Genomic DNA, 12,039 nt, shown 5'->3' with positions numbered 1-12,039 from the left:
AAGGTGAGAACAATGACCCTAGATGAAATCGCCAAGTTGGCTGGTGTATCTAAGACCACAGCCAGCTATGTCATTAATGGCAAAGCGCAGAAATATCGGATCAGCGAAAAGACGCAAATGAAAGTGATGGCTGTGGTGGAAGAGTACAATTTTCGCCCCGATCATGCGGCATCGTCCCTAAGAGCAGGGAACTCGCGATCCTTTGGTTTGATTATTCCCGATCTCGAAAACACCAGTTATGCGCGGCTGGCAAAACTGCTTGAGCAAAACTCGCGCAAAGCGGGCTACCAAATTTTGATTGGCTGTTCTGACGATGACCCTGATACCGAACAAAAAGTGGCGGAAGCGCTGGTGAGTCGACGCATTGATGCGCTGTTTGTCGCGACCAGTATGCCGGATGCCAATGACTACTACTTCAAGATGCAGCAAGCGGGCACGCCAGTGATCGCCCTTGACCGTCCTTTAGATGATGAGCACTTTAGTTGCGTTGTCAGTGAAGATTTTGGCGCGGCATTCGAGCTCACCAGTTCATTAGTGAGTGATGAGATACACACCATCGGTTTGCTTGGCGCTTTGCCAGAGTTGACCATCTCACGTGAGCGTCACCAAGGGTATGAGTCGGCGCTGCGCAAGTGGGGAAAAACGGTGCAATCTGCCTATGGCGAGCATTTTCATCGCGATGAGGGCTATCGAATTATGCGCTTATGGATAGCGCAAAACCGCGTTCCCGACGCCATCATCACGACGTCTTACACACTTTTAGAAGGTGTGCTGGATGTGCTTCTCGAAGAGCCGGAGTTGATTGACGCGCTAAAACTGGCCACGTTTGGTGATAATCGCTTGTTGGATTTTCTGCCGTTTAAAGTGAACTCATTACCACAACAGTTTGAGCTGATTGCCGACAGCGCGCTGGAATTGGCACTCAACGCCTCAGCCAAACGCTACAAACCAGGGGTTGAGCTGATCCCACGTAAAATCGTACGCAGGATGTAGTGTTGGTAAAATAAAGCCCAAGATTGAGGTTTGCCACATCATCTGGGTCAAAAGAAACAAAGTGTTTGAAGGTGTCGCCCGCCGCAGAAAGGGGACTATGGGCTGGTCCTTTGGCTTCAAACTTCATCTGTTCATCAACCCTCCACTCCAAGAAAGTTGAAGCGATCCAATATGAACCGATGATGACGAGAGAGGCGATGCGCCATACAGTGTTTGAGTACATAGAAGTTGATTATAATCGGACAAGAAGGCACAGCGCTCTTTTGGGTATCTAAGCCAAGTTAATTTTGAAAATCAAAATGTCGCTTAATTCAGTGTCCAGTATTGCAGGTGCAGGCCACTCACTTTGCGACGGAACCCCCTGAATCACCCCGGTAAATATGGAGTCGGTGTTGGCAACATGGAGATTGGCTCTGCCGCGTTTAAATCCAAAACTGCGACAGAACCAGGTTTATATACCCTCTTGTTTGGGAGATGGAAGCAAAAGGCTACTGACAGGTTGCGGGGCCGATATTCTGCCATACAGTCGCATAGCCAGGTTGCTCACCTTGAGTCCACCATTGCGCTTCCCAACGAGAATCACCATAGTTAACTTGTTCACCACCGTTATAAGCAATGTCAACATCCCAAGGTAATTCAGCATCGCTCAATAAAGCCCAAGCTTCATTCGACGGTGATGGTTCGCTGCCCTGAACCCACCATTTCGCTTGGTAAACCAACCCTTGGTGTGAAACTGGGTCACTCGTTTCTGTGTACACAGTAGTTGAGTTATAAGCTGGATATTGTGAAGCATTAGGATCCGTCATTGCACATTCACCTTCGCCTGTGCCACCGCCACTAACATCAAGTATCAGCAGGGTTGTTGACGCCGTCACTTCATTTTGTGCGCTGTCGATAACCTGCAATGTCGCTGTAACACTCGTGTCATAATCAACTTGTGGAGCATTTAATTGAATAGAACGGCCATCTGCTGCAGTGGTAAACTCCACCTCATTTGATACACTCCATTGGAGATCAAACACATCATCATCTGCATCGTTGATATTGGCACTTACGATGACATTAGTGTCACCTTCGTCAACCTGTTGTGGTGCCATTAAAGTGACCACTGGCGGTTGATTCTCTGTTTGAACCTTAGCGACGATGTTCACACTGTCCTTCGCGCTCGCTCCTTGCGCATCAGTTACGGTTAACTCAAGGGTAAATATTCTATCCTGAGAGATAGCTGGAACCGCCACATCCGTATTAGATGTATTTGGTGAGGTGATGTTCAAGTTGATGCCCGTGCTGTCAATTTGGCGCCATTGGTAGCTGACGATTTCGTGGTCATCAGAAGAGCCATCTGCTGATAAGTGAATAGTCAGTGGATTAGTGGCATCAATGGTTTGGTCTGCGCCCGCGTTAGCCGTTGGTGGTACATTACCCCCTAGATCGTCGTAGACATCAACACCAAACTTATCTTCTACACACTTGGTGTAATCCCCTTCGATAAATGAAGAGTACGGTCCTTGATACGCGACAAGCTGACATTTATAAGTACGGCCATCTGGCGTGGAGGCATCCCAGTTCCAGTCTTCCTCCCAGAAGATGTTGAGCGCACCAGCGCCCGCCTCGTCAAACTGTTTCATGCCTTTACAACCCAGCACTTCATCAGGGGCAATAGGCACATCTAGATAGTTGGCAAACTCGCGATAATAATCAATACGATTTTGCGACTGTGCGTGTTCGCTGCTACCACCGCACTCTACACCACCATTGATAATTTGTGTCGTCACACCAAAACCGGGCACCAAGCCACTTGCTCGGTCATGTTCATTCGGCTGCCATGTGCCATCGATCACGTGCAACATGCTTGGCTTCGGTGGTTGAGGATACAGATAAAAAAACACCGCACTGGCTAGATTGAGCCAAGTATCGGCCACCAATTCTGGTTCGTTTAGCAGTTTTTCTACATTGCCATAAATCGACTGCGAAAACGGACCATAGTTATAGTTGTAACTGAGCTGCTTAGACCCACGGCCAAAATAGCTTTTATTCGTGCCGTCGGGATTGCTTCCGCAAGGGTACGCTTCACCCTGCCAAGTATTGGTATCACACACACCGTACCCACCCGAAGCCTCTTCTGTCCAGCCAATCTCTCTTAGGTAAACCAAACCCTGTCGCCATTGTGGGATCTCGCTGTAAGCGTTATGTCCCCCCGTTTCCTGAGTGAAATGAGCAAACATGGTGGCTAAGGTTTTGCGGCAGATCGCTTCAGAATCGCGGCCGTCGCTGTAACTGCCACACAATGCTGGATATTTACCGGCGGCTTTCAGAAAGTTCAAATAGGTATAGGCAGGATCTCGCTCGGCAAAAAGATAGTTCCAATCTTCTTCGGATAATATTGCTTCTATGCGTTTAACATTTTCTGGGTTATTCACACTGTTGGGTGAAATTGCTTCTACGGTATCGTTATCACGCGTTTGAATAGATTCCATGACCAATTGATACGATTCTGGCTGCTGGGCGATAACCTCTTGTTCATCAGCCAGAACTTTACTCAAAGGCAACTGTGTTAATCCATCGGCGGCAAAAGCCGAGGTCGACAAGGCAAAGAATACAGGCGTAGCAATGGCACCATGTTTTAATATTGTTCTCAAACTCAGTGCGACTTTTGTTCTATTTGATTTCAGCAAAATCTAATCCTCAATTAAATGGATTTTTCATTAATCACTTAATAAATTGTGATGTTTAGGAAAGACAATCATCGAAGAATTAACAAGTAAAATAAGTAATTATGATGCTTACATAGATGTCATAACGATATTGTCAGTTACGAATCCGTTGATCCGCGAAGGTCTGCATGATGCTCAATGAAGTCCGATATGACAAATCGGATATAGGGGGATTCCCCCTCTTTGTAAACAACTGACAGAAGTTATCGACACCACAGAAGGTTTCAATTAATTTGTCCATGCTCGTTACTTGGAGGTATCTGTTCACTCTTGGTCGAATGATCAGAGCGGGGAACGAGCAAGCATTTTCTCTGTTAGCTCAGTTTCTTATCCAGAACTTAGGTTAATAACAAAGTGACCGAGACAAACGCGTGGTCGCTGGCGAACTGATCATCGGCAAAATTGGGGCTGACTAAGTGTTGATCCCAAACAGCAATTCGGCTTATTTCAGCCACTTTCTCGGCATTGCTGGAGAAAAATTCTTCAGAAAGCAAAATGTAGTCAATCGTCAGTCCAAGTTCACCATGATAATGGGTTGGCGGCCAAGTTTGCGTGTCGGCAGAAGAGACAAGTTGACGAATATCTTGCATGAGCGGCGTCTGGCTTGTGTCGAGCAAAGGGCGCAGATCCATGCTGTTTAAGTGCGTGTTAAAATCGCCCAGTACCACCATGGGCTGTTCAGAATTCAGGTAAATCTCCACCAGATATTGACGTAGCAGTAGTGCTTCCCAACCTCTTTGTATGGTGGACAACCAGCTTCCAGCAACTCGCATCTGAGCGTCATCCGCCCCATTTTGGAGCATGGTAGGGCGTTGAGATTTAAAATGCACCACGATAAGGTGGCATGGCCCAAGATGGGGAAAATCAACCACTGCATGCAGTGGTGTGCGGCTAAAAGTAAACTCACCATTTGCACCCAACAGTGTCAACTGCTGGCTTTCGGGCACCACAGGCTCAACCGAAAGCAGCGGATAGCGTGAAGCCAGCGCTAACACAGGGGAAGTATAAATAAATTCGTCACTCACATCGGGCTGATCAACCACAGCAAAATGGCCGTAGCCAAGTGTCTGGCACAACTGCTGTAACTCGTCTGGGCTGAAGACTTCCTGAAACGCGAGCACATCGGCATTTATCTCCAGCAGCTTTTGCTTTAACCAAGTCTGCTTTTTTTGCCACTCTTCTAAAGTCAGAATATTACTGAAATCGTAAAAAGCCCCAGGGGGAGCCAAATAATTCAAAAGGTTACAAGTTGCCAGTGTGATCAAGGACAAACCACTCCTCAAGATAGGCGTTAATCGGTATAGGTGCGAATCACCTGCTTGACCACGCCAGCTTGTTGTAGGTCGAGTAATATCCGGTCAAATTGTGCCACAAACTTTTCCTTGTAGGGAAAATCTTCGCCATAGGCGGTGTAGCCGAGATAGCCATATTCTGTGCTCACCAGTGCGGCAAGTTGAAAAAAATTGCTTTTATCAATACGGCCAGAAAGCTTTAATCGTTTGATTTCCCAAGCGATAGAAAGCTTGTCATTGATGTAGCAGTCGATGCGTTTTGCCCGCATTTTCAGAATGTTTTCTTGATTGTCCTTGGCTTCTTCGACTCGCAGTTGGCCATCGCGAGCTGCGTTCCAAAAAGCCTCTCCGCCGATGGAGAAAGCGGCATTGATTCCGATAGTCTTGCCGTAAAAGTCTTCTGGCCAACGCGTCAATCTTGGCCCGTTGGGAAGTGAAACGTCGTTGTGACAGTACACCACCACCTCTTCTTGCAATATTGGTACGGAGTAAGGGTTAACGTAGGGGCGACGATTCGGATACTTGTAGGGAGGAAACAAAGCAAAACCTTTGCCGGTTTCCAGCAAGCGTAAACCGCGTTTGAATGGCACGGGTTTAATGATGACGGTAAACTCCGGCATTTTTTCAAAGACTTGGCGCAAAATATCGGGATAGATGCCCGTTGCTTTACCCTGAATTTGGTAACTGTAGGGCGGGTAGGCGTCGTCACTGTAGATGATGACTTGGGTTGAACGCGCGTGCGAGGTCGTTGCCAGTATGCTCAGTCCGATCAACAGTTGCCAACCTATCTTATTGGATTTCCGCATAATCCCTCTTCATCTGCCCGAGTTTTATTTAACTTTAGCTCATTACGTCTCCTACCATGGGAATTTCATCTCTGGAAGAGCGAAGATGAGCAGGGCCGCGAGTGGGTTTCAGCTATTTCGTTTGAGGTTGGCAGGCTATCAGTTTAAACTGCGGCAAATTCTGTAACGAGATAAACACATGACTCAAGACTACCCTTATGACGATGCCGATTGCGCTGAAGAGATAGAAATAGAAGCGATCGGTATTGAAGTCTCCAGTCAACCGATTGAACTGTATAAAGTGTTCAAAATTGCCAACTTGGTGAGCGGTGGCGGTGAAGCGAAACATGTCATCGCCGAAGGCTATGTGGCGGTGAACGGCGAATTGGAAACGCGTAAACGCCGCAAAATGTACGATGGGGATTTTTTTGAGTTCAATCAGGAATACTACATGGTGGTGTGCGATGCGCCCGTGATTGAGCCAGAAGCGGTGGAGCAAGAAGCTGAAAAGCCGCTAGCCACCGCACGTAAAGAGAAGTCTCGTCAAAATAACGCGACTAAACCCAAAGGGACGGGGCCCAAATCCACAGGCCGCAAAGCGGCGCACAAAGAGCGAAAAGCACAGAAGAACGCGCTTTCTCAGGCTGCGGGTAAAGGGAAGAAACAAGAAAAGCCACAAGCGACGCGCGATCCAAGCAGTGGTCGCAACTCCATTGACTTCTTCTAATCTATTGCTACTGTCAAAGCCCGCTTGCCGGGCTTTTTAGTGCCTAATTGATCCCACACTGTACAATGATAGAATCTGGGCACAATGATAGAGTCTGGGCTTGGCACGATCCGACGCTTCCCTATCTGTAGATAATGAGCGTAGAGCGTTGAGATTACTCAATACTTCAACCAGCCGTTTCTTCATTTTTGCTTTCAGTGAACTCCTTATGTAACCAAGATTTCAGTGTGGCTACATGTTCGTTGAGCAGCTTTTCTGGCTTGCATACGAAGAAAAATTCCTGATGCGGGTTATTCACTGGTGTGCCGATTTCGACCAACATTCCGTGTTTAATATCATCACGAACAAACAAGCGATGAGTGACCAACACGCCCAGCTTACGAATCGCAGCTTGCACCGCATGAATGGAAGCGATGAAGTTAAGGTTCTTGTTTTGCTTAGGTACGTGAAGTGAATTTCCTTCGCACCAAACACTCCAGTCATGCTTCCTACGCAGGTTCTCTGCATAAATGGCTGGATAACGTGTTAGGAGATCAGCTGCAGACGGAAACGTTTCGAATGACTCCAGTAGTTCAGGGCTGCATACCAATAGGAGTTCATCGTCACCGAGCTTTTCACAATAATAATCTTGCCACTCGTCGGTTTTGCCATGCAGGATCGCGACATCGACACCTTCTTGGTTTAAGTCAAATGAACCAATTAAGTTGGAAAGTCGAATATCGACGTTGGGTGCATATTGTTGGAAGTTATCGACTCGTGGAACCCACCAGTGCATAGCCAGTGAGTTGACCATATTTACCGTAATTCGGTTTGACTGAGGTTGTTGAGTGACCGATTCCGTCGCTGTGATAATTGCCTTTAATGCAGGAGCTATATCGTTGTAGTACCTCTGACCTATGGCATTGAGCTGAACCTGCCTGCCAACCCGATGAAACAGTGGTTGACCAATTAACGATTCAAGACTTTTAACAGCTTGGCTGATTGCAGAGTGGCTTACGCTAAGTAAGCCTGCAGCTTCAGTCATACTGCCTGCCTCTGCGACAGCGACAAATGCGTAAAGAGATTTGAGTGGTGGTCGTCTATTCATATGTAAGTTTATCTAACAGGTTTGTTTAAATATATTCGTTTTTTTCTCTGTTGTCATTGCTCTACTATGAGCGCGTCAATAGGGGGAGATTATGTTGTTAAAAAATCGCGCTGTACCTTATATGCTCATTTCAACATTCAGTATGTCGTTAACTGGGCTTGTATTAAAAAAACTTACCGAAATGATGGGCATTGAGCTCCTTACATTTTTACGATTCTTTATGCCTGCATTACTGCTTTTTGCCATAGTGGGAGTTTCCAAACTACCTTTGCCACCTCGATCAGTCATAAAAGCTTTGATCATTCGTGGATTGTGTATTACGGCATGTCAACTTTGCTTTATCGCTTCACTGAACACCTTGTCTCTTGTAGAAACAACCGTACTGTTTGCAACAGGCCCTATCTTTATTGCCGTTATCGAGAAACTGGTTTTTAAGGTAAAGATTAAAGTTGAAACGAAGTTTGGCCTAGTTGCCACTTTCGCCGGTGTTTTAATGTTGGCTGGGGATGTGTCTGGATTTCAGTTTCGACCAGAGTTGCTCATTGGCTTGGGTGCAGGCTTGTTTAACGCAGGATCGCAAGTGAGTTTGTTTCGTGCCAGTAAAGGTGAGGTTAAAGCATCAGTGCTCAATAGCTGGACATTTCTCATCGCAGCGGTAAGCGTGCTTCCTTTAGCGTTTGTCTTTGGGTTATCTGATCTTGATACTCAGATACTGCTGGAACCTCAAAACAATGCATTTGTATGGGTATGTTTATTGGGCCTTTCAGTAACCGTCGTGGGTAATCAAATCTTACGTTCGAAAGCTTACAAGCTGGTGGAGAGTAGCTCTCAGCTTGCGCCGCTTATTTTCACTAATTTATTGTTTACGATGATCTGGCAGGTCCTGTTTTTTGATGAAAGTTTTTCTAAACATCAGATAGTCGGGATTACGCTCGTAATATTCGCAGTATTGATGAATACCTTTGCAGCCAAACTGTTTAAGTACTTCTCTCATATCAAAGCTCATCTTGTGTAGAAGATTCAAAAGGAAGCTTAAAGAGGCGTTATTTCATTGAAGTAACGTCTTTTGTTTTTATCAGCTTAACGACAGGTTTAGATGTTATTTTAAGATTATGGCTGGTTAGCGATTAATTCGTCCGCCCAAGAAAAGTTTCAAGGTTGCTTATCTCCGACCTTGTTAAGCTAACCAGCCTTCTTATTCTTATCTTTCACTTTCAAACATATTTATTCGTCTGTCCAAATAAAAAAGCAAGTGAGTTAATATCCGAAAATAATTTATTAACTTGCTTTTTCTATGACTGCTTTAAGATTTTATACTTCTATTTGAGTCGCATTTGTTGGCCAACAGAGTTCTATTATTGTTCCGCCTTTATTGCTTATACGACAACTAACGCTTCCTTCGTGCGCTGTTGCAATCGCAGCAACAACCGCTAAGCCTAATCCGCTACCGCTTTTGGGATTATCTTCAGCAATGCGAAATGCAGTGAAAATATGCGGAATTAACTCAGATGATATTCCCGGACCAGAATCTTCCACACTTAAATAGCAAAAACCATCTTTAAGCTGGGTCGAGATGGTTATTACACCCGGAAGAGCATATTTACTTGCATTTTCCAATATAGCCAATAAAGCTTGTCTTATTCTGGTGGGGTCACAAAAGACAGGTTGTGTTGTTACATTAAGTTCTACATGTTGATTTGCTTCATTAAGCATATTGACCGACAAATCAGTAAGTAATTTTATTTCTGTCGCTAAGTTGGTTTCTTTTCTATTTATTCTTAATTCATCACTGTTCATTAAGCTAATAACACGTAGATCTTCTATTAATCGAGATAACCCTTCAATTTGTACTAATAGTTTAGTGAACTGGTTTTTATCTGGCGTAAAGACACCTTCAGCTAACCCTTGTAATCGGCCCCGTAAAATCGTCACAGGGGTTCTGAGTTCATGGGCGATCGCCGCATTCCAAAAGGCGTGCTCTTCTGTCATTCGTTGAAGTTTATCCGCCAATAGGTTGAAATCGTCTACCAATAAAGCGGCTTCACCTAATGAACGGTCACCAACATTAGCGCGAAAATGTAGGTCGCCTTCAGCGAGTTTCCGCATTCCCTCAGCAACAGCACTTAGCGGTTCCAAAATGCGTTGGGATAACTTCGTAGCAAGATTGACGGCTAGCAGAATGACAATAACGCAGGTTAGTGCGAGCCAAATCCATTCTGGCCAAGAAGGAGTGAGAGCGTCCTCACTCGGTATATAATTGGGCCAATATTTATCCCAAAGATAATAAAAAATAAACGAGCCTATCGTTGCAAGCAATGCTGATCCGATTGCGATTTTTATCATTGAGAATGCAATTTGACGGCTCAAACCACTTAATTTCATTGGTCGCCCTTAAAACGGTAACCGACACCACGAACACCAGCTGGAACGCCTTGAATACCGTAGGCTTCAAGTTTTTTGCGGATTTTGCTGATGTGACTATCAACTGTGCGTTCCAGAGCATCGCCCTCAGGTAAGCAAGAGTCCAATAACTCTCCTCGGCTAAACACTCGCTTGGGTGAACGAATGAAGTGAGTCAACAACTTAAACTCAGTTAAAGTGAGTAGCAGGGTATGACGTTCTCCGTCCACATTAACAGCGATTTCGTGACTCTCTAAATCGACTTCAAACGGTTCGGCTCGCAGTATATTTTTCTTGTGAGGTTGATGAACTTCTAATGTGCGTCTTAGAACGGCTTGGACTCTCGCGACGACTTCTGCCGGATTAAATGGCTTAACAACGTAATCATCAGCCCCGATTCTGAGAGCCATCAATTTATCTAAGTCTTGGTCCATGGCGGTAAGCATGATGACGGGGGTATTACTTTTCTGACGAAGTTCCGACAACACTTTCCATCCATCCATTTTAGGCATCTGGATATCAAGCAGTATAAGATCTGGCTTCATGGATGAATGAAGTTCGAGTGCCCTTTGACCATCTGCAGCGTGAATCGTACGCATATTACTGCGCGTTAGGTAAGCGGAGAGTATATCGACAATTTCAAATTCATCCTCAGCGATCAGAATTAACGCCTGACGATAAGACCCGGTTCCTGCATCTGGACCAGAATCTGCCGCAAATTTCTGCCCTTCAACGTACAAATTGTTCATCTCCATCAAATCTCCACATTCACTCAGCGGGACCTCCACACACAGGTATTAGACTCAACAACTATCGACAGCGGATAGTCCGCTTTAATTTGTTCAGAGGATACCTCAGTGAAAAAGATAAATATATGTGTATCTATCAGCTTACATATATTGGTACTTTTCTTTTTAGTTGGCTGTAATCAATCCAATAAAGACGAAAGTGAAGTCGGACTAAAAGAGTCTTTGCCTTTAGTTTCAACGATAACGACGCAACCACAACAATTAGATGTGTATGAAGAGCTTCCTGGAAGAGTGAAGGCCGTGCGCCTTGCGGAGATTCGTCCACAAGTGGTTGGGATTGTACAACATCGCTTGTTCAAACAAGGCGCTGAAGTGAAAGCAGGCCAACCGCTATTCCAGATTGATCCTGCGCCATTTGCAGCGGAAGTTGACACTGCCAAAGCAAACTTACAGAGAGCGCAGGTGACTTATCAACGTGCTCTGGAAAAAGAGTTACGATTAAAGCCTTTGGTTAAAAAAGATTCTATCAGTCGTCAAGAGTATGACGATGTTGTATTACAACGTGACCAAGCCGCCGCAGAAGTTGCGGTCGCTAAAGCGACGCTCACTCGTCGTATGCTTGATCTGAAGTTTGCAAATGTGACCGCACCGATATCTGGACTGATAGAGCAAACCTTGGTGACTGAGGGTGCTCTGGTCAGCAGTACAGACGCAACACCGATGACGCGTATCCAACAGATCGATCAAGTTTTTGTTGATATTCGTCGACCTGCGTCTTCACTAGAAGCGATTCGTGAGGCTTTAGCGGCCAGTTCTGACGGACAACCTAGCGTTGCTAGAACAAAAATTAAAATTTTACGCAGCAACGGAGCTCCTTACCCAGTCAAAGGTGAAATCCTGTTTTCTGGAATCAATATCGATGAAGGCACAGGAGATGTGTTGTTACGTGTACTCGTGGACAACTCCCAACGTTTGCTATTACCGGGTATGTTTGTGAAGGCAAAGGTACTTTATTCGAGTTATGACAACGCGTTAATGGTTCCGCAACAGGCGGTTATGCATCTTGCCGGTGCTCCTCACCTTTGGAGTATTGATCAGGAAGGACATGCACATTTAAAACCTGTAAAGCTCGGAGAATTGATCGATGGTCAGTACCGCGTGAAATCGGGCGTTCATGAAGGAGAAAATATCGTAGTCGAGGGCAAGGAAAGGCTTGAGAGCGGCGTTCTCGTAGACCAACGCAAATGGGAAGAACCTGAGGTTCTTTTAACATCTGCGACAAACTGATTAAG

General features: G+C 45.5%; 10 protein-coding genes and 2 pseudogenes. 6 read left to right on the top strand and 6 right to left on the bottom strand.

Features of this window, described 5'->3' with window-relative positions; genetic code table 11:
- Window positions 1-12 precede the first annotated feature (12 nt).
- The 3 genes and pseudogenes from cra to I3X05_RS17555 form a co-directional block, all read left to right on the top strand.
- On the top strand, window positions 13-993 hold the full coding sequence (gene cra, locus I3X05_RS17565; RefSeq protein ID WP_337971347.1) for a catabolite repressor/activator: 981 nt from the start codon (window positions 13-15) through the stop codon (window positions 991-993).
- Between the two features lie 22 nt (window positions 994-1,015).
- Window positions 1,016-1,132 (top strand): annotated as a pseudogene (locus I3X05_RS17560) (transposase); the annotation flags it as partial.
- Window positions 1,128-1,303, top strand: a pseudogene (locus I3X05_RS17555) (IS3 family transposase); the annotation flags it as partial. The pseudogenes I3X05_RS17560 and I3X05_RS17555, both read left to right, overlap by 5 nt.
- A gap of 178 nt (window positions 1,304-1,481) precedes the next feature.
- Here I3X05_RS17555 and I3X05_RS17550 read toward each other — a convergent pair.
- The 3 genes from I3X05_RS17550 to I3X05_RS17540 all read right to left on the bottom strand — a co-directional run bounded on the left by I3X05_RS17550 (window position 1,482) and on the right by I3X05_RS17540 (window position 5,805).
- Window positions 1,482-3,668 (bottom strand): chitinase, encoded by a 2,187-nt coding sequence (locus tag I3X05_RS17550; protein WP_337971346.1) that lies wholly within the window; start codon window positions 3,666-3,668, stop codon window positions 1,482-1,484.
- Between the two features lie 377 nt (window positions 3,669-4,045).
- Window positions 4,046-4,972, bottom strand: a complete 927-nt coding sequence (locus tag I3X05_RS17545) for an endonuclease/exonuclease/phosphatase family protein (protein ID WP_337971345.1) — start codon at window positions 4,970-4,972, stop codon at window positions 4,046-4,048.
- Window positions 4,973-4,998: 26 nt separating this feature from the next.
- Complete coding sequence (locus I3X05_RS17540) at window positions 4,999-5,805, bottom strand: substrate-binding periplasmic protein (protein ID WP_337971344.1); 807 nt, start codon at window positions 5,803-5,805, stop codon at window positions 4,999-5,001.
- Window positions 5,806-5,983: 178 nt separating this feature from the next.
- Here I3X05_RS17540 and I3X05_RS17535 point away from each other — a divergent pair, with 178 nt between their 5' ends.
- Window positions 5,984-6,511: an RNA-binding S4 domain-containing protein gene (locus tag I3X05_RS17535; RefSeq protein WP_045572194.1), complete on the top strand. Its 528-nt coding sequence runs from the start codon at window positions 5,984-5,986 to the stop codon at window positions 6,509-6,511.
- 166 nt (window positions 6,512-6,677) lie between these two features.
- Here the strand turns inward: I3X05_RS17535 and I3X05_RS17530 are convergent, their stop codons facing one another.
- Window positions 6,678-7,598, bottom strand: coding sequence for a LysR substrate-binding domain-containing protein (locus I3X05_RS17530; protein WP_045572195.1), 921 nt, complete (start codon window positions 7,596-7,598; stop codon window positions 6,678-6,680).
- A gap of 91 nt (window positions 7,599-7,689) precedes the next feature.
- On the opposite strand from I3X05_RS17530, the gene I3X05_RS17525 reads away from it, so the two are divergent.
- Window positions 7,690-8,613, top strand: a complete 924-nt coding sequence (locus tag I3X05_RS17525; RefSeq protein ID WP_337971343.1) for a DMT family transporter — start codon at window positions 7,690-7,692, stop codon at window positions 8,611-8,613.
- A 296-nt stretch (window positions 8,614-8,909) separates the two neighbouring features.
- Here the strand turns inward: I3X05_RS17525 and I3X05_RS17520 are convergent, their stop codons facing one another.
- Both I3X05_RS17520 and I3X05_RS17515 read right to left on the bottom strand, forming a co-directional pair.
- A complete protein-coding gene (locus I3X05_RS17520) occupies window positions 8,910-9,980 on the bottom strand; it encodes an ATP-binding protein (protein WP_337971342.1) in 1,071 nt (356 codons plus the stop codon).
- Window positions 9,977-10,753, bottom strand: a complete 777-nt coding sequence (locus I3X05_RS17515; protein ID WP_337971341.1) for a response regulator — start codon at window positions 10,751-10,753, stop codon at window positions 9,977-9,979. The genes I3X05_RS17520 and I3X05_RS17515 overlap by 4 nt, the downstream gene beginning before the upstream one ends.
- A 102-nt stretch (window positions 10,754-10,855) precedes the next feature.
- Between I3X05_RS17515 and I3X05_RS17510 the strand changes: the two genes are divergently transcribed.
- Window positions 10,856-12,034 carry an efflux RND transporter periplasmic adaptor subunit gene (locus I3X05_RS17510; RefSeq protein ID WP_337971340.1) on the top strand — a complete coding sequence of 393 codons (1,179 nt, stop codon included), beginning with the start codon at window positions 10,856-10,858 and terminating at the stop codon, window positions 12,032-12,034.
- The last annotated feature ends 5 nt before the right edge of the window (window positions 12,035-12,039 follow it).

Source organism: Vibrio navarrensis (assembly GCF_015767675.1).
In the GTDB taxonomy this organism is placed as follows: Bacteria; Pseudomonadota; Gammaproteobacteria; order Enterobacterales; family Vibrionaceae; genus Vibrio.
The sequence above is the reverse complement of the archived record's forward strand: the minus strand, read 5'-3'. Positions and strand labels throughout refer to the sequence as shown.

Bases quoted from the DNA above. Each gene is read 5' to 3' on its own strand.
- I3X05_RS17525 (WP_337971343.1), top strand. From the start codon at position 7,690: ATGTTGTTAAAAAATCGCGCTGTACCTTATATGCTCATTTCAACATTC.
- I3X05_RS17540 (WP_337971344.1), bottom strand. From the start codon at position 5,805: ATGCGGAAATCCAATAAGATAGGTTGGCAACTGTTGATCGGACTGAGC.
- I3X05_RS17515 (WP_337971341.1), bottom strand. From the start codon at position 10,753: ATGGAGATGAACAATTTGTACGTTGAAGGGCAGAAATTTGCGGCAGAT.
- cra (WP_337971347.1), top strand. From the start codon at position 13: ATGACCCTAGATGAAATCGCCAAGTTGGCTGGTGTATCTAAGACCACA.
- I3X05_RS17530 (WP_045572195.1), bottom strand. From the start codon at position 7,598: ATGAATAGACGACCACCACTCAAATCTCTTTACGCATTTGTCGCTGTC.
- I3X05_RS17520 (WP_337971342.1), bottom strand. From the start codon at position 9,980: ATGAAATTAAGTGGTTTGAGCCGTCAAATTGCATTCTCAATGATAAAA.
- I3X05_RS17535 (WP_045572194.1), top strand. From the start codon at position 5,984: ATGACTCAAGACTACCCTTATGACGATGCCGATTGCGCTGAAGAGATA.